General features: G+C 44.8%; 13 protein-coding genes. 2 read left to right on the top strand and 11 right to left on the bottom strand.

Annotated elements, in window-relative coordinates:
• Positions 1-245 precede the first annotated feature (245 nt).
• The 7 genes from AC0YN7_RS09105 to AC0YN7_RS09075 form a co-directional block, all read right to left on the bottom strand.
• On the bottom strand, positions 246-5531 hold the full coding sequence (locus tag AC0YN7_RS09105; protein ID WP_475809660.1) for a glycoside hydrolase domain-containing protein: 5286 nt from the start codon (positions 5529-5531) through the stop codon (positions 246-248).
• Positions 5532-5587: 56 nt separating this feature from the next.
• Positions 5588-7612 carry a hypothetical protein gene (locus tag AC0YN7_RS09100; RefSeq protein ID WP_475809659.1) on the bottom strand — a complete coding sequence of 675 codons (2025 nt, stop codon included), beginning with the start codon at positions 7610-7612 and terminating at the stop codon, positions 5588-5590.
• 53 nt (positions 7613-7665) lie between these two features.
• Complete coding sequence (locus AC0YN7_RS09095) at positions 7666-9087, bottom strand: hypothetical protein (RefSeq protein ID WP_475809658.1); 1422 nt, start codon at positions 9085-9087, stop codon at positions 7666-7668.
• An 85-nt stretch (positions 9088-9172) separates the two neighbouring features.
• Entirely contained in the window at positions 9173-10057 is an 885-nt protein-coding gene (locus AC0YN7_RS09090) for a GNAT family N-acetyltransferase (RefSeq protein WP_475809657.1), read from the bottom strand.
• 21 nt (positions 10058-10078) lie between these two features.
• The gene (locus AC0YN7_RS09085; protein WP_475809656.1) at positions 10079-10963 is read right to left on the bottom strand and encodes a carbohydrate ABC transporter permease; all 885 of its coding nucleotides are present in this window, start codon (positions 10961-10963) and stop codon (positions 10079-10081) included.
• A gap of 25 nt (positions 10964-10988) precedes the next feature.
• Positions 10989-11885 carry an ABC transporter permease gene (locus tag AC0YN7_RS09080; protein WP_475809655.1) on the bottom strand — a complete coding sequence of 299 codons (897 nt, stop codon included), beginning with the start codon at positions 11883-11885 and terminating at the stop codon, positions 10989-10991.
• Positions 11886-11996: 111 nt separating this feature from the next.
• Positions 11997-13700, bottom strand: coding sequence for an extracellular solute-binding protein (locus tag AC0YN7_RS09075; protein ID WP_475809654.1), 1704 nt, complete (start codon positions 13698-13700; stop codon positions 11997-11999).
• 211 nt (positions 13701-13911) lie between these two features.
• On the opposite strand from AC0YN7_RS09075, the gene AC0YN7_RS09070 reads away from it, so the two are divergent.
• Positions 13912-15669 (top strand): sensor histidine kinase, encoded by a 1758-nt coding sequence (locus tag AC0YN7_RS09070; RefSeq protein ID WP_475809653.1) that lies wholly within the window; start codon positions 13912-13914, stop codon positions 15667-15669.
• Positions 15657-17321, top strand: coding sequence for a response regulator transcription factor (locus AC0YN7_RS09065; RefSeq protein ID WP_475809652.1), 1665 nt, complete (start codon positions 15657-15659; stop codon positions 17319-17321). Before AC0YN7_RS09070 ends, AC0YN7_RS09065 begins: the two co-directional genes overlap by 13 nt.
• An 81-nt stretch (positions 17322-17402) precedes the next feature.
• Here the strand turns inward: AC0YN7_RS09065 and AC0YN7_RS09060 are convergent, their stop codons facing one another.
• From AC0YN7_RS09060 to AC0YN7_RS09045, 4 genes are all read right to left on the bottom strand, one after another.
• The gene (locus tag AC0YN7_RS09060) at positions 17403-18170 is read right to left on the bottom strand and encodes an SDR family NAD(P)-dependent oxidoreductase (RefSeq protein ID WP_475809651.1); all 768 of its coding nucleotides are present in this window, start codon (positions 18168-18170) and stop codon (positions 17403-17405) included.
• A gap of 45 nt (positions 18171-18215) precedes the next feature.
• Complete coding sequence (locus AC0YN7_RS09055; protein WP_475809650.1) at positions 18216-19700, bottom strand: M81 family metallopeptidase; 1485 nt, start codon at positions 19698-19700, stop codon at positions 18216-18218.
• 100 nt (positions 19701-19800) lie between these two features.
• Positions 19801-19995, bottom strand: a complete 195-nt coding sequence (locus AC0YN7_RS09050; RefSeq protein ID WP_475809649.1) for a hypothetical protein — start codon at positions 19993-19995, stop codon at positions 19801-19803.
• Between the two features lie 1328 nt (positions 19996-21323).
• On the bottom strand, positions 21324-23627 hold the full coding sequence (locus AC0YN7_RS09045) for a glycoside hydrolase family 95 protein (RefSeq protein WP_475809648.1): 2304 nt from the start codon (positions 23625-23627) through the stop codon (positions 21324-21326).
• Positions 23628-23648 lie beyond the last annotated feature (21 nt).

The following is a 23648-nucleotide window of genomic DNA, read 5'->3' as shown; positions in this document are numbered from 1 at the left end:
ATAACTCCGAGTACTCCTGCAGAGTCACATTCATTCTAATCGTCTTCGGCATCCTCTTGGTGCTGAAGAAGCTTTAGGGAGAGTTATACGGGATGACGCCACAGGAATACCGATTGGCCAAAAATGGCTGAAGCCGCAGGAATATGTGAGCGAGACTCCCTCCGCAACACAACAACCGGCCTTTCGGACGAATCATTTGTCCTCAAAGCCGGTTGTTGTGCCGGAAGCCAGACTGCGAAGCCCGGTCAGTTTGTTAGCTTATTCAAATAGTTATATATGGCTTGTGCTGCTTCTGCACGATTGACAGAGGCCTTAGGCGCAAAATTGTTATTGCCTCGACCGATCATAATACCCAGCTCCGCCAAAATCTTGGTTGCTTCTTTTGCCCATGAAGAAATCTGCGCGTCATCAGCATAGCTATTTGCTTCAGAAGCCTGGATCGCTTGTTTTCTTTGCCATTCCAAAGCTCTCTTCAGCAATACTGCCATCTCCTCGCGAGTTATCGAAGCTTGAGGGTTAAAGCGATTGTCTCCTTGGCCGTTAACTAGGCCAGCCTGTGCTGCGGCATTGACCGCTCCTGCAAACCAAGCATCAGGGCTAACATCCGCAAACATTTTGCTGCCTCCTTCTGCAAGGCCGATCGCTCTTGCCAGCAAAGCTGTGAATTCAGCTCTCGTAATTTCGCGGGAAGGCGCGAACGTAGCAGTTGTTGTACCTTTAATAATCTGTCTGGCAGCAAGCTCACGAATTGCTTCCTGCGCCCACCCCACTTTCGATAGATCATCGAATTTCTTCACAAACACCAAGCCTGCAAATTGCCCGCCCTGAAGCAGCTGGACGGTCAGGCGATCACCAGTCACCTCTTCATTCAAATAGACGAGCTCTCCATCCGCGCCGATCCGATAAACATGGTAGTTTGCCAGCTTATCCTTAGCAGCTAACAACGAAAGAGTCAACGGAGTTATAAACGGCTTAGCTGCTTGTTCTTTATCGCCTTTTGTCCATTTCACCAGCACTTCCCATACTTTGTCCGGGAATGAAACATCGGCGTATTGTCTTTTTGCAGCAAGTGAAGCCAAGCTTTGTCCTTGCTCCTCCGTCAATGCTCTTAGCTCCAGCTTAAGCTTATCAGAGCCTTCTGCTTCACTCGATTTCAACAATTCCTCTATCCACTCAGGGCTAAGCACTAGCTGAGCATCTCCCTGCTGAATAGTAAGGGACTTGTTCTTCCCATGCAGCTGTTTCAAAATATCAAGCGGAAGCACTGCCGCTTCCTGACCGGCCCCCAGCACAATTACCGGCTGATCCGAAGCTATATCCTGCGGCTTTACAACATACTCGCTAGGTTTAGAATTCGAGTCAGGGTTACCACCGGTATAAGGCGGATTTGTCGGATCAACTGGATCAATTGGGTCAACAGACAGCGCCTTCATTTCAAAAGCAACATAATTGGCCGTTGACGCTCCGTCCTGTAAGCCGTTGTCCGCCAAGCTTAATGCTACTCCATTTAAATTGTTTGGTTCCACCAGATTAATATGTGCCGTAATGCCAATTTTTTTGCCGGCTTCGGCCGTAATACCGATCGTTGTCCAAGGAATCGCCATCTCGATCTGATAACCGGCTGCAGTACGCGTGCTTTTTTGAATAATGCCTTGTGTCAGGTTGGCATTCGGAACGCCGTTATAATAGATTTCAGGATCATCGACTCTGATCGTGTATTGATGGGTGCCGCTATCGCGTACTCCTTGTACAAAGTTGCTGTCCACAAACAATTCGACGCTTGTTTCTTCCCATACTGGATGTGTTTGCGGCACATAAATATGGCCATCCTTCACATCAAAGGCTGCATACAAATATTCAGGGCTCCACAGCAATCCCAATCCGCCTCGACTGCTTTCGTCTAACAAATTGCCAAAAGCTTTAAATCCGATGTTCCAATTTGTATTCCAGGCTGTTTCATCGATTACCCCGTCTATATTCATCGCTGTGCTTTCAACAGCTTCAAGCATATAAATCGCTTTTTCTTTTGCAAATCTTTTCGGAAGCCAGGCTGAGGAAGATACGGCATCTTGTGAAATATCCTCCGTCAATGCCAGCTTTCCTGCTGCCGCCAAACCAGCATCATTGACATCCTTATCATTTACATGAGCGGTGAGGCCGATGATGTTGCTTGCCACCGGAGTAATACCAAGCGATCGCCATGGAATAGCGACTTCCATATTATAACCTTCCGCTGTTTCGGCGTAGCTATATTCAATCTTTTCATTAGGTCTCTGAGTCTCTCGATAAATATGCACCTCAGGATCATTCACTCTAAATACATATCTGACTGTATGGTCATCATAAGCCCCTTGCTTGCCAGTTCCATCCACATAAATTTCCAAAGAATCATCATCCCACGGATTGGCCGCGCCAGAATTGATAACTTGTTGATCTTTCACTGCTGCCGCTACAAATAAATATTCATCATTGTAATGATATGAGATTGAAGCTTCATTATCAGTAACGCCTGATTTATAGGCCAGTTGAGTGCTTGATCTCCACATCTGCTCATTTAACCTGCCATCCACATAAGGAATAACCTGACTAAATGGAAGATCATACTGCTTCATTGCCTCCATATCATTTCCCAATAGATGAAGGTCACTAAAGTATAATTCAGCTTCCTCTATGCCTGTGTCTGTTATTGTATAGAGGGTAACTGAGGCTATGTCAGACACATTGTTCTTTAATTCCGACAATTCAAACGTTACATGATTATCTCCCGGTGTTATGGTGCCAATACGATGATCAGAAACCACACCACTCTTATCTATAAGCTTAATAAAAATAAACCTTTGATCGTCAGAAGCATTAAACGTGTCAAATTCAATTGTCTTGGCCCATTTGAAATCCTTCAGCTCAGCATTAACAGGAATGTATATACCCGGATAGCTTTCCTGATTGCTTGCAGGTACCTTTACTCTTAAAGCTTTGCCTTCTCCTTTTGCATGATCCTCTGTAATGCCTACAATGGTGGAGGAATACACAGGTGTTATTCCACTTATCGCCTGCTGGTCTAGGAAGTTGTTAATTACTTTTTTTAGCATAATAGGCTCTAAAACACGAGATTTAATGATGATTCGTTTAGTAACTGTCAATTCGTTTGTGCCTTGCTTGAGCTTTATTTGAACATCAGTTGTACCTAAGCTGAAATTCATCATATAGCTGTAACGATCGCTTATGGCATTGCCAGGAATCGCTTCTCCATTAATGTTTACACCATCGATAGTGACCTCAGTTCCCTTTGCTGCATACACGACAACTTCTTTTTTAGAAAACTCATTTGGCAGATCATTAATTAAAATGAGCGCCTGCGGATCTCTTTCTAGCTCTTCAATAAAATCTGCAATCTCGCTCCGTACCTGCTGCAACTCTTGAGCATTTTTAGTAAATGATTTTACATTTGTAAATAAGCGATCATAATAAAGCTTAATCAAATCCTTAGCTGATACTTCTATTCCTAATTGCGCTGCTGCTTGGTTAATGCGTTCTTCCAGCATCCACAAATATTCATAATCCTGGTTGCCATCACGTATAGCCTGCAGCCTCAAAGTAGCAATCGGGCTGTTCATCCCGTATTTAGCACCAGGGTACAACAAGAATCCGTCTCCATTGGCTCCAGGAAATGCCATCGGATCATTCCAAATATCACGCGCTACATAAGTGCTGCCGGTCCATTTGAGATAAACGTTAACCGACCAATATAAATTCCCCTCAATGCCGTAAGAACGCTGCATCCAAGGGATGAGCCTTGCGCTGATCAGATCATCATCAATATGGTATGTTGGGTATGGATTAGCAGGCACGACACAGCCGTACCACCACATATTTCCTCCTTCAGCTTGAAATTCCTTTACCTGCTGTAAATACTCATCGCTTTCAAAATCACGGAATAATGGCGAAAACGTATTGACATCATTAATCAGAGCTGGATGAAGACCGGTCGTTACAATGTGTCTTAAATTAGGATCAATAGCAGCGATTTGCTTGCTGCGCTGATTTACTAGATCAAACATGGCCGGCGTCGGCTCGTCAATTTCTCCTCCCAAATAGTAGTAGGCTTTATCCAGCAGACCTTCTGACTTCAAGCTATTAACGAGCTGCGCCCCCCTGCCGCTTTCAAAATCGCCTACCGAATAAGGAATATTGTATGCCGATACGCGCGGATCCTTAACGTAAGGCTCTGCTTTAACTGCATAATTCTCGTAATCCCACGGGATGGGCAAATAGCTTGGAGTCACGTGATAGTCTAATAGAAATTCATAATAATTTTTGTACACATCCCAATATTCGGGTGAATCTTCCACCAATCCAGGGTAGCCAGCAGGCAGCATAGAGCCCCATATCGGAAAAGAGGTTTGCGCATGGTTTTCTTCCGGAAGCACAAAGTCTCTTACTCTTACAGTAACAGGCACCTGTGCCACACTGCCATTCGCCGTTATCGAAATCGTGCCTGTGTACATTCCGGCCGGTGTGTTCGCTTCTGTTTTTACCGTAAACCAGATCGCTTGATTATTTCCGTTTTGCACCTGGATCGATCCATGCAGGTTCATATATGGCGAATACGGAATTAGAGCATCCGGATACCAGCCCGGCTCATAGGCGCTATTAGACTTGTTAGTCGTTTTTACATAATGCTGTACAAGAACCTCAACCTGGCTTGCCGGTATGGTTGCGCTGCCTGAGGTTAAATCCGATATCTCAGCGTTCGTGATGTTAACATTGCCGTTTTTGGCAGTGAGCAGCACCTGTCCACTCTGATATTCACGCTTTGCCATCTCCAGATTAACGCTAGTTGAAGAAAGCGGAGCAGCATCCCGTTGAAGGTTCATGATGCTCGGAGCCGTCCAAACGCTGTATGTGCCTTCTGTCTGTTCGGTATCTGCATCTAATTGAACAAAAGATATATCGTCAAAATAGACTTTGCCAGCGCCGCCTTTGACAAACAAAAACGGTATCATTCGTTTTACGCCATTCGTAAGTGGAATACGCAATGGGACGGCGAATTCAAGGTACTGCCAGTCCCCTGTAAGCTGCACGTCCAAAGTCTTGTCTGCGTTCACTAGCCACCCATTGTCGTCATAATAATCCAAATTTAGCGATGGGCGGCCTGCCTGATCCGGATTTTCCGCCTTAACCCAAGCCGAGAATACATAATCTTTTGACTCGTCAACAGATATACTTGACGCATAGCGCCATGAGTAGTTCCAGTGCGCCGTGTCTCCATTATTTGGAAATTCGAAGAACGCACTAGTGTTGCCAGAATGCTTTTCTACATTACTAATGCCAAAATTCGCATTTCCTGAATTCACCCAACCAACCGGCTTGCCTTCCGACTGCAGCTCGAAGCCTGCGTTGTCAATCATATTGCCTGATGTCGCCGCCGCTGCCTTCGGCGTATACCCTGCTCCGGCAAATACCGGAACGATCAGACATAAGATCAGCCATTGAATAGCCCATCGTTTGCTTTTACTTTTCCATTTTTTCATCAACGTTTATCACTCCTGTTCTCTTAGTAACAAGCGATATGTATCTGTCCATGATGTTAATGTAAAAAAGTTAAGCGAAATGTTTCGAAAGATGCGTGATCCGGTACGCTTTCTCCTTGCAAGGTAAGACGAATGCCTCCATCTGGATGATCGGAAGCGCTTGCATCGACTTCCGTCCACAAACCTTCGCGAGACAGCTGCTCAACTTTGGACAGCTTCCGTTTTGTCGGAATCCACAGTGCAAGTGAAGGATACGACTCCATGCTGAAGTTGGTTAATCCAAGCAGCGCTTCCTTATCGTCCTCCCACCATACTGGATAAATATTGACTCCGAACTCCACCATAGCTGGAAATTCGCCTTCTGTTAGATAGGACATGATTTGTTGATACAGCCATTGTCGACCTGTCTCTTTCAACAAGCCTCCTGTATGTGGTACAACCACCATCGGATACGGCTCTCTCGTAACTACGACTCCTGAAGATTGTCGATTGCCAAGGTTATCGTAAATCTCTGACCATACCTCTGCGCCTTCCTCTGCTGATAGGATATAATCCGTGTGCAACGACATATATACCCAAGAGATCACATCCTTATTTCGCAACCAATCTGGTGCTTGAGGAGCCGTAATACGTTCAAAGGCAGTTCGATGCGACATGTCTCCTTTCTCTACTCGAATCGGACTATTCGTCAAGAGACCACGCTCGCACAGATGATAGTAGGCTTCGGAAGTGATCACTGTCCCTTTTTCTAGCCAGGACGTTATTGTCTCTGCTGGATAAGCAATTGCCTCTTTCATTGTGATCAATGTCGGTGTATGGCTGCCTGGCGCAACAGGAATACCGATTCGGGTAAGCGAGTGATTCATCCGCATGGACGGGCCATCGCTTAAATTCATACCGGCTGTCACATCAGGCTCGCTAGGGAATGGCAACGACGTCCCTCTTCGCACTTTCCCGGACAAAGCATCGGTAACAGCCTGCAAATAATCTTTCAGAGGACCTAGCGTTTTTTGATAATTACCCGAATGGTCATAAAAACCTAAAAAACCGTCATTAATGCTTAAAGTCAGCAGCGGACTGAAGCTTACAGTCAATAAATACAGCTCCAAAGCAAGCCCGCGCGCGGACTTCCCTCCGATGGTCCAAGGGAATTGCTCGATTTCGGAGCTAATTTGGCTAGGCTCCGTGATCATGGCAGCCATCGCATCAAACGTAGCGCAACGATCGAGAATGCCCGGCAAATCCTCGTCGGTATAGCTGGCACCGCCGAGCCTAACATGCGGCTCCGGCCTATTGTTCGTCCTGAACGCTTTGATCTCGGCATCTAAATGACGGCCGTGACGCAACATCATTTCAACCGTATTGGTCATCAGTCCCATTTGGATGTTCGGATTGGCGGATTCGCATGCCTCGCGGAGCAGAACGCCAAGCTCGACCAGAATATCCTCCTGGAAAGAGCGCCAGTCGCGACGCAACTGCAGCTCAGCTTCTGTACAAACTAACGGATCTTTCAGCAACACTCCATTAATTTCGTCTCGGCCATATGCAACTCCCATTTTATTGGAAAACGCCTCCATATGCCGATCGCAGAAGCACAGAAATGAATTCGTTTGAGCGCGACCAAACAATCGAAAATCGTCATCGATCCAAACCGCATCAACATCTAGTGAAGCAAACAGCTTATATGCTACATAGATATATTGGCGAAATTCCGGACATAGCGGACATGGACAGCCGTATTCCACTCTCCCTTGCCCGTCGACCATATCCGTAAATGTCTCAGCATGCTTTTCGGGCAACATATTGCTATGACCGAGGGTTACATAATAGTTAATCATCGGGCTCATCCCCGCAGCGCGAACTTCGGCGAACCGTTCGGCGAACAAGGGCAGACGCTCACGCAGACTCTCAAGACTCGGATGATTCGCCTCCAAATGCGTGCTGAACGCCATGACCGCATCGGCGCGAATGTTTTTGGCATACGTCATAAACGACTTCCACAGCGCATCATCCTGTAGAATGGTAAATAGAGGGCGCAAAATATATTGCACCTTCTCCGATTTAATGTTCGAATTGTTCATTGTCGCCATCCTTCACAAGCATTTTTTACAATCGCTCTTACAATTTTTATTTCCTAAGCTTCCTCTTCCCAAAGCGACTGAATGGTTTCTACCGTATAGTCCACCAGCGCTTCACCGCCTTCTACACCTACATAACCGCTAAATAACTGTGTGCTATAGCCTCCGGTTGCAATCGCAGCAGCAGTCGGCAAGTATCCACTGTTGCCACATGCCAACTGAGCAATAAAGGTCAATTTGGCTGCGCTTCTCGCTTTAATTTGCAAACCATACTCTGTAAACAATTCAAATGGATTTGTTGCAAACGCAGCATCACCAAGACGCAGTACATGTAATTCTATCGGATAGGACGAAGTCACTTGAAGATGTTCAAAACGATCTACGATCGCATAGTAATTAAATATTTCACTTTGTTCCTTGAAACCAAGCGATGTGAAATAGGCAACTGCATCTGTCTCCTTATCGATTTGCTCTTTGAAGCGGCTTAACTCCTGTTTGGCCAAATCAGCTTCAGATTTAACCACTTTCCTAAGCGGCAAATCGATTTGTCTCACCGTATGCTTGAATATCGGCATGGTTTGAATATTCCCCTTGGCCATTTCCAGTCCATCTTCCAAGGCTCTTAGCAGCCTTGATGCTAATTGACGAAGCTGATCATCAAGCTCGTAATTGCTGTGATGCCTGTTTATGGAATCAAGCGGCGCAAGATCTCCAGCTGCACCAATCATTCCAAGAACAGGTACACTTGAATCCCACCGCTCTGTAATCAGGTTTCTTAATTCTCCGAAATAATCAGCCGAAATACTGGAGATGCCCTCCACCACTTGTGCGGTACAAGCAGCACTAAATAAAATGCCCGTTAACTCATGCTTGGCATCCCAAGTAAATAGCATTGCCACACGAGGATCCTCCGGTCCTCCCAGTCCACGGAAATGCACGGAATTAACCTGACCGTACATGACACCAGTTCCATCGTCATAAATCGCTCTGCGATTAAATCCTAGTGCTGCATAGCCTTCAGCTGTGCTAATGCCTCCAGGCGCTCGCCCTTCCCATGCTTCCTTTACAGCCTCGGCAATTCTCTCAATGGCAAACTCCGAATACTGCTCAGGTGTCATAATATCAGCATGTGTTGTGCGATAACCGAGATTTGGAAATCGAGTTGTCTCATGAGCAAGAAGAGGTCCCGTATGTGTGTGAGACGCATTCAGGATGACATGACCCGGATCAAGATCGGGCACACTTTGTTTGACTTTATCCCGGACACCATCTCTAATATGATTATCGATAGCAACTAGATCACAGCCTACTAGAACAGTTCCCTGTGCCTGAGATCCATTACCCTCCAAAGCCATTGCAGTAGCAAACAATGGATCCCGTACATGATCGGTAATCCTTTCATGGAACTGGCCTGCCAATGATACTGGCCTTTGTGGTGTGATGCTTTTGGTGCTCCATCCGATATTTATAGTGGCCATCGATATATAGCCTCACTTTCAATATATGCTCCTAGTCATTCATCACTTAAATGCCATAGAAGTCGACCCACTTCCGCGCCGTTACTTATTTTAAATGAAGCATCATCAGTTGTTCCTCGTAATCCACCGTAAAACCGGCTTCCGTTAAGGCATTTATCGCAGCATGATTTGTAGCACGCAGATAGTGAGCTGAGCGGGGTACCGCAGCGTCCAAAGGTCCATAAACCTTATCCAGCATATAGCGAACAACATTACTACAATCCTCACACTTAGGATTCGCTTCACAATGATACAGAGTTATGCCTGATAATTCACCTGACTTGGAAATACTTCTGGAGAACAAAGCATAGCCAGCAGCCTCGCCATCACAGACATAGACAATCAAAGACTGGCAACCAGCCGACATATTAAACCATTGTGTCATCCAAGCTGTCTTTTCCAAATAAAAGGGCAATCGGCTTACAGCCTCCGGCACCCCATACACATCCAAATAATGATCAGACTTCGAACGTTGAAAAGGTACGCGTTCAAATGCTCCGTTGCGAATGAGGACAGGCAAACCGTTGATGCTTTGAAATCCCGCTTTATTATAAGCGGCAATCGCATTCGTATTATCAATCCTTACCTCCAGGGTAACGATATCCACATCCGCTTCTCTCATTCGCCTGATAGCCTCCTGTAACAGGATTTTGGCGATGCCTCTGCCGCGAAAGAGAGGATTAACACCCGTACCACCATTCCACGCAGTCTTCACTCCATGGATATGCTTAACGCCGATAAAAACAAAGCCTGCAGGTATCCCGTCCATATACGCTGCAACGGATAGATGAGGTTGGATGCTACCTGCTCCCAGATGGTTCAATGTCTGATCAACTAACCGCGTCATATCGCTAAAATACTGCTGAAATCCGACGTTCCACAGCTCATTAATTTCATCAAGGGTACACTCATTAAGACTTTTAATTTGCACTAGCTCCTCCGTCATTTGCGATCATTCCTTTACACTGCCCAACACGATTCCCTTGATAAAGAATCGTTGTAGGAACGGATAAATGAGTAAAATCGGAAGGGCCGCTATAAAAATTTGCGCCGCCCGGCTCGTCCGGTTGTTCATGAGCGCATTCAATTCCGCTTCTCTTGCTGTTAGATAGGCCGGGTCCAGCTTAATAATTATGGTCTGCAGAAAGCTTTGCAGCGGATAATTCTCCGTGTGATTCGAGAGAATGAGACCGTCGAACCAGCTGTTCCAATGACCAACCACGGCAAACAGCAGTAAGGTAGCAAGCGCAGGCATTGACAGTGGCACGAAAATCCGCCATAGCACAGTGAAATATCCGGCGCCATCCAGCTTCGCAGATTCCTCAAGCTCTTTGGGTAAGCCACGGAAAAAGTTGAGCAGCACGATGACATTAAAGATAGGAACGGCGGAAGGGATAACAAGCGCCCAAATCGTATCCAATATCCCAGTATCCCTAATTGTCATATACCACGGAATCAATCCGCCACTGAAAAGCATCGTAAAAACAAAATACCATGCGTAAATTGTTCTTCCTGGAAATTGGCTATTTTCCTTTGATAGCGGGTATGCGATCAGAATCGTCAGCAGCATGTTGATAGATACACCAATCACAACTCGTTTGATAGAAACGCCGAAGGCGACCAAATATTCTTTTTTGCCAAATACATTCTGATAAGCGGCAGTCGTCCAATCAACAGGCCAAAATGTCACTTTACCGGCAGTTACGGCAGTGGCAGAGCTGAATGACAGTGCAAGAATATGGACCATGGGAAGAACGCATGCAATAGCAACGAGTAACAAAAAGCAACCATTAATAATGGTAAACAGGCGATAACCGCTTGTCATTTTAACAGCCACTGTATTCCCCCCTAATTACGCATTTCTAGAAGATTCGATAATTTGCAAAACGGTAGGCTAAGAAATAAGACAATGATATTAAAAACAAGGAAACGACGGACTTAAATAGACCGATCGCTGTCGCAATTCCATACTGCGCTTTCTGGATTCCAATCCGGTATACGTAAGTATCGATAATATCACCAGTCTCGTATACAGGAATGCTGTATAGATTGAACACCTGATCGAAGCCCGCATTGAGCACACTGCCAAGACTAAGCGTACTAAGCAGTACGATAATCGGCAGCATGCCGGGCAATGTGATATGCCAAGTTTGTCGCCAACGGTTTGCCCCATCTATTTCTGCAGCCTCGTATAGCACGGGATTGATGCTCGTTAGAGCAGCCAAATAAACGATTGTACTGAAGCCAAATTCCTTCCAAACATCGGAAAACACCAAAGTCATACGAAACCAGCGGTTATCGCCGAGAAAGAAAATCGGATTGAAACCAAATAATCCGAGTAATTTATTCACAATCCCCTGAGAAGGGGACAAAATATCGATGAGAATACCACCCAATATAATCCACGACAAAAAATGCGGTAAATAAATTAATGTCTGAACAGTTCGCTTGAAAGCTGCTTTCCGAACCTCATTAAGCATGAGGGCTATGACAATGGGTACGATTAATCCGGCTATCATCTTCATCAAGGCAATAATAATCGTATTGCGAATAATCTGTGAAGTATCCGGGAGGGCCATTACGAAATTAAAGTTATCCCATCCGATCCAAGGCGACCCCCAAATCCCTTTGGAGGGCAAAAACTTTTTGAAGGCAATAATAAGTCCCGCCATTGGGCCGTAGCTGTACACGAGCACAAGTAGAAAACCTGGCAAAATCATCAGATGCAGCGGCCAATGTTTCCGTATTGTGGAGATCATCGCTCCACCTTCTTCCTTTGCGTTTTCTGAATCGGGGTTAGGAGAAGATTGTCCATTTCTGCATCTTCTCCTCCTCCCAACTGTCACTTTATTGGTGTTACCTCTTTAGAGTTAATTCATTTTTTCATACCATTCATTTACTTCTTGGGTGATTTTTTCTCCACCTAATTTTTTCCATTCCTCAGCAAATTTGTCGAACTCATCTATCGATGTGCTGCCTATAATGATTTTCGTGAATATTTCTTTCTCTTTCGTCTTTAACAAATCGCCCCGCTCGATCATCGTCGGAGTAGCAGCGCCATAAAACTCGTCGAAATGATATCGATCCTGCTGACTGTACTCGTACATTCTGGCAAAAGCCCCGCCTTCGCCTGCAATTTTGACTTGAAACCAGACGCTAGTGTCACCTGCTTCGAACTGCTTGATCTGGTCATAACGGTTTTTGAGGTCTCCACTCCATTCAAATGCCGAAGGATCATTCGTTTTTAAAGCCTTTGCGATCTGCTCTCCACCCTGAAGATAAAGATCCTGCAGGAATACACTAATCGGATTCACATCCCAGGAGGAGACCTTTCCTACATCTTTCAAAGCTTTTCCGAAACTGTAGACGGCTTCCGGCGATCCGTCCACAGGCTTCCCTTTTGTTACTTCCTCGATCCAATGATTCAGCAATTTGAAAACAGCTTCCGGGTTTTTCGCATTTTTGTTGATGACGTAATATTCGCCAACACCTGCCGACACTTGTGTCATCGCAGGCGTACTGTCAATGGAAGGAATCGTATATACGGCCCAATCCTGCGTTACTTTATTATCCTTTACGACAGCCTCTTGCATGGCAGCGCTATACCAGAACTGATTGAAAAACAGGCCTAAGCGATCATTCGCCACATACTCCACTATTTTCGAACTGTCGTTGACAGCCGCTTCAGGGTCAATCTGTCCTGCCTTATACAGATCCTGCAACTGCTTCAAGGCCGTTTTCACCTCAGGCTGTATGCTTCCATACACCAATTTCCCCGAGCTGTCCTTTATCCATTGCAAAGGGTAGGCATGGTAACCGTTAAGAAAATTAATAGGCGAGCCTATACTGTCCTTATCCATTCCCAAGCCGAACACTTTCCCTTTACCGCCCGAATCTCTCGTAGCGAATGCTGCAGAGATTTCCAGCAAATCCTGCATCGTATTCGGTTCCGGCAAGTTCATTTCCGTCAACCAATCTTTGCGCACCCAGACGAATCCCGCGCTGTTGAATGGACTGTTCGTCCGTGGAATGGCCATCAGCTTCCCATCAACCATAGCAGACTGCAGTTGCTTGCCTCCATCGGCTGTCAACCTTTGTTTCACATTCTCGCTGGCATACTTCTCATATGCCTCTGTCAAATCCATCACCATGTCAGATTCCACCAACTGTGGCAAATCCTCAGCCGGCACTCTGAAGAAATCCGGTAGGTCGTTGGATGCAATGGTAATTTTAAGCTTGGAGTTATATTCCTTGCTGTCCACCACCCAGTTATTTTTGAGTTTAATTCCGAAGTCCCTTTCATAGGCATCATAAATCGCATTCTTATCCATCGTCTCGCCCTCATAAAGCATCGAATCAAAATCCATAGCTCTAACCGTCGTTAATGTAATCGGAGGATCATATTTACTATTCATATCGATTTTTTCTTCAACAGCTGGAGCCGACTCTACCGGTTTCGATGTTCCAGTGTTTTGTTCTTGGTTGCCCCCATTCGTGCCGCTGCACGCTGCCAATACCGGCAGCAAGGCGAGTACACAAGAAAGTGCAAACCTTTTTGTCTTACTGAGACTCATCTTATTTCCCCCTCTTAATGGTTGTTCATTCGCTTGCCTGGTCTTTACTATACTATTGGAATCTTTGTACAACTATAGGCATTCCTAAACTTCTATATGCATTTGTATACTTCTTCGAAATGCTTCGAAGGTCAAAGTGTTTGTAGCTTGACGAGCTATTGGAAAGTATTTATGATAGGTTCTACTAACAGTGCGGTAGGGAGGCCGTTTCATGAGAATGTCGATATTCATCAAGTTGACAATCATCTTTTTAGGTGTTTTGCTGCCGTTCTACGCGATGACGCTGCTCTTGAACGTGAAAGGCTCGCAAAGCATTCATAATGAGATTAGCCATTCCGTAAACAGCCGGAACTCATTTTATATGCAAAATCTCGAGCAGGAAATCAAACGTCTATCCCAAACTTTTTATGAATTTATGGTGGACAAGGACCCCATGCTCATCGGTATATCGGAAAATCTGCATGCTACAGATCTTCAGGATAAGGTGAAGGTTTTGCAAAAACGATTGCAAATGGTTAGGTCATCCAGCACTTTTGTAAAGAAGCCGATGATTTACTTCCCTCTCATGAATAGGATGATTACTCCGAACGAAGTATCCGACTATAATAAGCTTGAAAATCTTGAAGAGGTAGATAGACTGTCCAGAAACGTAGACCCCAGCCGCATCGTCCAATTGAAAGACGGCCGCTTTTTTTTGAGCTTGCGTTATCCAATGACCACCGATTTTGAACGCCCGCCCTTGTTTGTAGTTATGCTGGAGCTCTCTTCCGACCAATTAATGGATAGCTTGCGAAATATCGTCAGTCCACAACAAGGGAATTCCCTGCTCGTCCATAGGTCAGAAAACTGGATGCTTTCCAGCACTCAGGATGACAACATGCTGCAAAATATGAAAGCGCTATCCGAGGATAATAGAACAGGGGATGCCCTTTCCGGCGCCGGCTCTGTAAAGTTGATGAATACAACGTATTGGGAATCCTTTATTACATCCGACTCACTCAATCTATCTCTGTTTGTCTATATTCCGGAAGAGAACGTATTGGGTGAATTGAGAAGCTATGAAAAATGGGTATGGGTTATTCTAACCATATCGATTGTCGCTATTATTCTACTCGCTTTAACATTGTACAGAATCATTCATAACCCGCTCAGAAAGCTTGTTTCCGCTTTTCGCAAGGTAGAACAAGGTCTTTTTACGCCGGTTACGGTGAAAGCGACAAAGGACGAGTTCAGCTATTTGTTTGCGGGCTTTAACCGTATGGTCGCCCAACTTAACATCTTAATTCATGAAGTGTATGAGAAGGAAATTAACTCGCAAAGATCGGAATTAAAGCGACTTCAGGCGCAAATTAACCCGCACTTTCTGTATAATTGCTTTTTTATAATGGGCGGCTTGATCACCGATAAGGAATATGACAAAGCGTCTGGATTCAACTTTTACTTGCGCGATTACTATCGGTTCATCACGAAGGATGCAGAAGATCTAATTCCGATGGAAGAAGAAATGAAGCATACGAAGACATATGTGGATATTCAAACGATCTGTTACGGAGATCGCATCGACGTCGAAATAGAGTCGCTACCCGAGCTTTCGGGCTGCGTGCTTGTGCCTCGCCTGATTATCCAACCGATTATTGAAAACGCCTATAAATATGCGCTGACCTGCCATGCTTCGCAGGGCCAATTATGGATTCACTACGAAAAGGAAAAGGAAATCATGAGCATCATGGTAGAGGATAACGGAACGAACATCGAGGATGTTCAAATTGCTGCCTTATCTGCCCAGCTTGCATCAACAGTAATACCGCGGGAAGAACCTACCGGATTAATTAATGTGCATCGCCGTTTACAGCTAATGTTTGGTCAGAACTGCGGCTTAGCCTTCAGCAGATCTCAGTTGGGTGGTTTATGCGTTATAATCAGGATCAAACAGCAAAACGATTTGGAGGAAACGGCATGTACCGAATGATGGTTGTTGATGATCTCCCTATTATTGTTGATCGCCTTGTAGGGTTAATTGGAGAGCACGAACAATTAGAACTCGACATGTATAAAGCCTATTCAGCATTTGAAGCCATCGAAATTCTCAAAAAAACCAAAATCGACATTGTGCTGACTGATATTAAGATGCCTGGCATGGAAGGAATCGAGCTGCTTTATGAGATCCACAAATATTGGCCGAAATGCAAAGTCATTTTCCTGACAAGCTACGGTGAATTTCATTATGCAAAAGCTGCTATCTCTGGCGGAGGATTTGATTTCATCCTTAAGTTCGAAAACGACGAGGTCATTATCAAAGCCATATTAAAAGCAGTTTCGGCGCTTCACGACGAGTATGCAACAATAAAGCAGCTTCATGAGGCACAAATTCAGAAAAGACAGGTGACCCCGTTTCTGCAAGAGCAGATTTTGTACAATTTGCTGTATGGAAAAGGAGATTTTCGACGCAGCAAAGAACAATTCAGTGAAATAGGAATCCAGCTGAATTGCGACATGCCTGTGTATGTACTTGTAGGTAGAGTAGACGACTGGACTTCGATTACTGGGACAACAGATCGAAAACTGCTGCTGTATGCCGCGCGCAATGTTACAGAAGAGCTGCTCAACGTATCGGCCGTTATAGCGTCGCTAACAGTTGAAGAATCAAGAGTGGTTTGTCTTCTCCAGCCCAAGGATATCTTGATCGCCGAGCATCAGGAAGAACAAGCTGACGAAATATGGGAACGAACCTTTGTCTTTGTGTACGAATCCATTCCCTCCATCCAGTCGGCATGCCGCGATTTGCTCAAGCTTTCGTTTTCTTTTGCGCTCGGGAAGGAGCCCGTTATGCTCAGCCAGCTCCCGGAATTGTTTGATCATCTACGCTCTCTATTCTTGAGCCATGCCAGCGCGGGCAGAGAGCTGCGGCTCACGGATCGAATCGCCTCGGACGCTAACAATCCGTCTGTTGCTGCCGCTAAACATAAAATGCAAAGCTTCGTGATCAAAAAAATAGAGCTGCTCGGACACTATCTGGAAAATGGAACAAAAGAGGAATTTGACCGGCTATACGAGGAAATTATAGGCGATACGGCTCGCGAGTCCAACTCTGGTTTTTTGAAGCTAGAGGTCTATTACAGCTTAGCTTCCGTATTTTCGTCCCACTTTCGTCTCCTTCCTCCAGATTCTGCCCTAACAGCAAAGATCGAGCTGGGAAAACTGACGCAGGCGAATCCTGAGGATTTGTCCTGGGAAGAAATAAGGACCTACTTTTCCGCAATAGCGAATCGAATCTTCGCGCATAAGAGTGAAACCAAAGAGCTTGGCAAAGAAAATATCATTTTATGGTTGAACGATTATATTGGGAAGCATATTGACGAGGATTTATCGCTAACGCGTCTTGCTGAAACCGTCCATTTGAATCCTGTGTATCTATCGCGCATGTATATGCAAGCATCCGGTATTGGGATTTCCGATTATGTGAATATATGTCGGTTAGATAAATCAAAAGAACTGCTCAAAAACACCCACTATAAAATATATGAAATTGCCGAAAAGGTGGGCTACGATTCGGCACTGTCGTTCATTCGTTTTTTCAAAAAACAAATGAATATGACCCCGCAAGAGTATCGGAATTTATGAAAATATATACGAATGAGGATGAGTAAAAACAGCCGGCACTATTGCAGTCCGGCTGTTTCGTTACCAAACTATTCATGCAAACTAATTCATCACCCATCCACCATCGGCATTCAACGTCTGACCTGTAATACAATCACTATCCGGCGTTGCAAGGAAAACAAAGCTGCCGACCATATCCCCTGGGAGAATTCTGCGCGGAATAGATTGCTCCGATGCGAAATAAGCACGCGTTTCCTCCTGTACTTGTGGATCAGGAAAATCAAGCAATTCCTGCTCTGTCATTACAGCACCAGGGGTAATCGCATTAACCGTAATACCATGTTGACCTACTTCTCTACTCAACGCGCGTGTAAAACCAATAACCCCACCTTTGGAAGAAACATAATGTAAGAAATCTTTTTGTCCTCTCAAAAAGGTAACCGACGATACATTGATAATTTTACCGTAGTTTTGTTGCTTCATATGGGGAAATACAGCTTTGCATGTGAATAAGCATGATTTCAAATTCACGTTCATAACACGATCCCAGTCTTCACTCGTGATTTCATACCACTTTTGACGGGGATAGATTCCAGCGTTGTTCACTAAAATATCAACCCCGCCCCAAGCTTCGGTGATTTTCCGCACCATATCTTCCACCTGTTGCTCCTGGCTGACGTCACAGCAAACCGCCATAGCCTGACCGCCCTTAATACGAATATCCTCCACTACTTGATCTGCTTCCGCCTCGTTACCGGGATAGTAGTTGACTGCTACCTTTGCTCCTTCCCCCCCGAAAGCAAGACAAACTTCACGACCAATCCCACGGGATCCACCAGTAACAAGAGCAACCTTATTTTGTAATCTCATATTTGATCATTCCTTCCATATCAGTTTTACTTCTGAAGAGTGTCCTCAAAAGAAAAGCTCTATATCTTGATCCCAAGGGTACATAGGTCGTGCAATGTTAACGTAAGGGAGACTCTGAAGATTTGCAGTACTCGCACCAGGTGTGTCCAATATGTAAATATGTTCTGACAGCTTCTCGTATGACGAACGGAATTGGCAAGCCGATTTCACCAGAACCAGATCTACTTCTGTCGGCTCTAAGCCCATGCTGCGATACATCGCGGGATCACCAGTAAAAACCGCGCGTTCGGTAAGCAACAACGATATCCCGCCCATTTGAACGACAACTGCTCGCCCCATATTACCAACTAAATTAGCTTGAAAGCCTTCTCCGAAGCGGAATTTCCCATCTCCAATTCGTTGAACAATCCCCTGTATTTTTAAAGGTGTTCCCGAATCCTTGCTGATCGAATGCCCTAGTGTAAGTGAAATAGAGCTGCCGACTCCCGCTTCAATCGCTTCCGATACCCCATGCGCATCGACCATCGTAAGGAGACACTTCCAACGTTTTTCTGCTTGATGATGCAGCAACTCCCGAAGTACGAAGTTGCTATCACCAGGGGATCCCGCACCCGGACTATCTGCTGAATCGGAAACGATGACTGGACCAGTGTGCTTCTGTTCTGCGAGGATCGCAAGTACTTGGGGCACAGTAAATAGACTGACATCAAACTCGCGTCTTTTTTCCCAAGCTAATTTTGCTAGACGCGATGACTCTTGTTCGTTACGCACTTGATCTTCCCCTACAACAACAACGGAAAATCCCATCTCAGCAATATCCAGCCACGGTTGAACAGCAAACAAAGAAGTTACGATGGATTGACCCAAGCGTTCCCCTTCCGCAGCTTCCTCTAATAATTCAGCCATCGGACCGCTATAGGTCTGCTGGTTTTCAGCTGGTAAAATCATCGGCACTTTTCTCAACGTAACATGAGGCTTCACTTCTCCTCTCAGAATGGAGAACAAAAGCTGGCCTGCACGATAAGCGGTCTCTTTGAAATCTACATGTGGGAACGTGCGGTATCCGACTAGGCCGTTGATCTGTTCCACCATTTTTTGAGTGACATTAGCATGTGAGTCAAGCGTAATCACAATAGGAATAGATTTACCGACTTTCTCCCGGATCGCGACGAGTAGTTCTCCTTCAGGATCCTCACATCCTTCGGCAATTTGTGCCCCATGCAATGCAAACAATACACCGTCTATCGCAGGAGCACGCTCTATCCATTCAATAACAGCTTGCTTGAACCAATCAAGGGAGGATCGGGAAATCCCGCCAGATGAAACCGCGCTGGCAAACAGTGTGGGAATCAATGTCGCGCCCTGCTCTTCTATAACTTGCTGAAATCCAAGTAGTTCGTTATGTATCGTTGATGGTTCCCGTAGTTTATCCCCTTCAATAAAAAAGTTCTGTCTGAAATCCTCTATTGTACTCGTTAATGGACTGAATGTGTTTCCTTCCTGTAGTATCCCACCGACTAAAATATTCATCTATATTCACTACTCCTCCTGCAAATTTGTCTATCTTTCCATTAGTAACTAGAGCATGATCCACCTTCAAGCGCAGGTCTTGCCAGCTTTGTATACTACCCTAAACGATATCTATTCTCCTGTTTGGAATATCAATCAGAACTAGATCGTTATTCGCTACTACCGCAATCGGTCCGTCATTTACAGCTTCAGGCCCCATACGGCAACCTGAGCCGAATTGAAGCGCTGTTGCTTCGCCTAAACCCTGCCCAGCACCTGTTATCAGTGCAGATTTCCCCTCAAGTTTCCGATTCAATATTTCTTCACCTCGGCTCAAGTTAATGAATTTCCATAACTTACAAACATTATAATTCAATGTTGTATGATTGTCTACAATGTTACATGGTGATATTTGTATTATAAAATAGTAGTAGATTTATTCTTTCATCCATGGCCATGTCTCCCTATTGAACAGGAAACTATCCCTTATTCTTTGACTACCAGCAGCTATATTACTTTCGAGTTAGAAGTGTTTTAAGTGTTCACTTATAACGCTTCTATCCGTTCATTTGCTATTCATCGATATTAATGCGATTTAAGCCTGTGGTTGACTGCCAACACGTTCGCCCCAACGCACGGTGCAGAAACATTGGTTCCGTTACTACAGTGTATTCGGTATCGATTTGACTTTCTAATTCCAAATAAGAATGTATAACCTTCGAGAGACCAAAATTGAGGAATTGTTCATAAGTAAGCACGTCTATGTCCTCAGCCTTATTTGCAATGTCCAATTAGTTTCAATATTTGCATTTATGTCAGATAGCAAAAGGATAAGCTGTGATTTAGATTCAGAATTTGAAATTAATCGCTCGATTTGCTTGATCCGAGCCTCTTTTTGGTGATTTAATTGCAAATTCTGAAACTAGCTCATCTCAAATTCCATGATAACCCACGTTAGTTTCACATTGTGAAACTAAGTTAACTGCACTTCCAAGACGGCTGACGAATAGGTATTTCATAGAGATAGATATCAGCGAACTTGGGCATAGGGGCAGAGGGACAGATGCTGACATAGACATAGACATACAAATACAAATACAAATACAAATACAAATACAAACAGAAACAGAAAGAGAGATAGAGACAGAGATAGAGATAGAGATAGAGATAGAGATAGAGATAGAGATAGAGATAGAGATAGAGGTAGAGATAAAGTAGAGCTAAAGTTAAAGCTAGTGTTAGAGTAAGAGTTAGTGTTAGAGTTAGTGTTAGAGTTAGTGTTAGAGTAAGAGTTAGTGTTAGTGTTAGAGTCACAGTTAGAGTCACAGTTAGAATCACGGATAGAGTCAAAGTTAGAGTCAAAGTTAGAATCACGAATAGAGTCACAGTTAGAATCACAGTTAGAATCACAGTTAGAATCACAGTTAGAATCACGGATAGAGTCAAAGTGAGAATCAGATTTGAAGATATGGCAGTAGTCGTGGCCCACTAAAAAAAGATGACTCCTAGAATCAGAAGTCATCTGCTGTTTGTATCAGTCTAAAAACTAATGTAAACGTCTGGCTCTGTCATCCTCTACGCCGAAGTCGTTCGTCTCTCGCAGATGAACAAACAACCTAATAAGTGAATACTTATACCTCTTAACTAGTTAGAAAAATCCACGTTATAAGTCTTACCCGCTTCCGTATCAAAGACGATCGTTTGTCCGTTATACGTTACTTTGCAGCTTCTTCCATTTAATGAGGTAATCGTGCATTGCTTCAAGCGCCCATGCTCCCATTCGAGATCAACCTGGAACCCTCCGCGCGCTTTTAGCCCCTTCACCATTCCCTCTTCCCATACCGCGGGAAGAGCTGGCAGCAGTTCTATTTCACCAGTATGGCTTTGTAAAAGCATTTCTGAAATACCGGCAATCCCGCCGAAATTTCCGTCGATCTGAAATGGAGGATGGCTGTCGAATAGATTCGGAAGAGTAGAATGCTTCAATAGCATCGCTACATTGTCATATGCCTTTTCACCGTCTTTAAAACGAGCCCACATATTAATAATCCAAGCACGACTCCAGCCGGTGTGACCGCCTCCATGACTCAAACGGTAATTTAGCGAATTTTGTGCCGCTTCCATCAGCTCAGGGGTAGTAGCATAAGTATATTGCCCGCTCGGATATACCCCATATAAATGAGAAATATGACGATGACCTGGCTCCACTTCCTCATATTGTTCGCACCATTCCAAGAGCCTGCCATCCGTGCCGATTCCAGGCATCGCTAGCTCGTTCAATACATCCTTCACTTGTTCGATGAAATCGTCGTTAATTTCGAGCTCCTGTGCCGCTTCCACAACAGATGAAAACACATCCCAGATGATTTGCTGATCCATCGCAGGCGCCATGCACAAGCCTACATTTGTACCTGAAGGTGAAATATAATTATTTTCCGGTGAAACGGAAGGACCAGAGACCCACTGCCCGGTTTCGGGATGCCTAACTAACCAGTCTAAGAAAAAGAGCGCCGCTTCTTTTAAAATCGGATAAGCTCGTTCTTCTAGGAAATCAGTATCTCCATTAAAACGATAATACTCCATGAAATCCCGGACACACCATCCCGCTCCCATTGGCCACATGCCATAATTAATATTGCCAAGTGGGGCGGTGAACAACCAAGCATCTGTCGTATAATGCGCCACGAATCCGCGGCAATCATACACCTCACGAGCCGTCTTCTGTCCGTTCTCTACCAGACCTTCTAGTAGATCAAAATAAGGCAAATGGCATTCAGCAAGATTGGTTACTTGTGCAGGCCAATAATTCATTTGCAGATTAATGTTGATATGATAGTCGCTATCCCATGGAGCCTTCATATGCGGATTCCATATTCCTTGAAGATTGGCTGGCATATTGCCAGGTCGGCTAGAAGAGATTAGCAGATACCTGCCATAATGATAATATAAAGCAATTAAACTCGGGTCTTCCTTCCCAAGCTTAAAAGCTTCCAATCTCTGATCCGTTGGAACAGATTCAGTGTTCAGCAAAGAGGACACACTCTGCCCTATACGGAGCTCTGAGCGATGGAACAGGCGCTGGTGCTCACCAACATGCTCACTCTTTATCTGCTCATATGATTTATTAAGCGCTTTCTCCAAATCGGCTCTGCATCGCTCAATACGATCTTGAAGTAAAGGTTGCAATGGATTAGCGAAATGGTAGTCTGTGCGTACCGCCAAATACATAATGATAGAGTTGGCATCGCGTACTACGAGACCTTTACCCTCTTGGGCAATCTGACCGCCTTCTGTCACAACCTTTAATACGCCAGAAAATCTGACACCCGGATGAGTATCCCCATGAGCCGCCTGACCTGAAATTACAAGCGAGTCGTTACCTATCAACGATATCGACGCATCTTCATCTCTCGTCATTTTAATCCGAGTATTAATTCGTCCTAGACCTTCCGTATGCCAACGAATAACGAGCACCTCATCGACTGTACTTGAAAAGGCCTCTTGGTAATGACGTACGCCCCCCTGAAGGTACGTCACGGTTGCCACCGCTGAATTCAAATCCAGCTCTCTTCTATACTCGCTTATCGGCTCATTATCCATTCGTTCAATCCATATATCTCCAAAAGGCTGATAGCTTCTTGGACCCGTATGTGGGGAAAGAACTTTCTCCCGAACAAGTCGCTCGGCTTCCTCAGGCTTCCCCGCAAATAACAGTTCCCTCGCCTGGTTAATCGCCTCGTTTGCTCCCTCTTGATGAACCGGGATAGGAGGACCCGCCCAGATTGACTCTTCATTAATTTGAATTTTTTCAATAGGCCAATCACCAAATACCATCGCGCCAAGTCTACCGTTTCCAATCGGAAGCGCGCGATTCCAGCATTCTTGCTCAGTTAATTCACTCAATGTGGATGGACGATCATACCATAGCTTAGTGTTTTCACTCATCATATGTATCCCCTTATTCAGCAT

This window comes from Paenibacillus sp. J31R122 (assembly GCF_056269185.1).
Note: the sequence above shows the minus strand (reverse complement) of the source record. Positions and strands in the feature narration are given on the sequence as shown.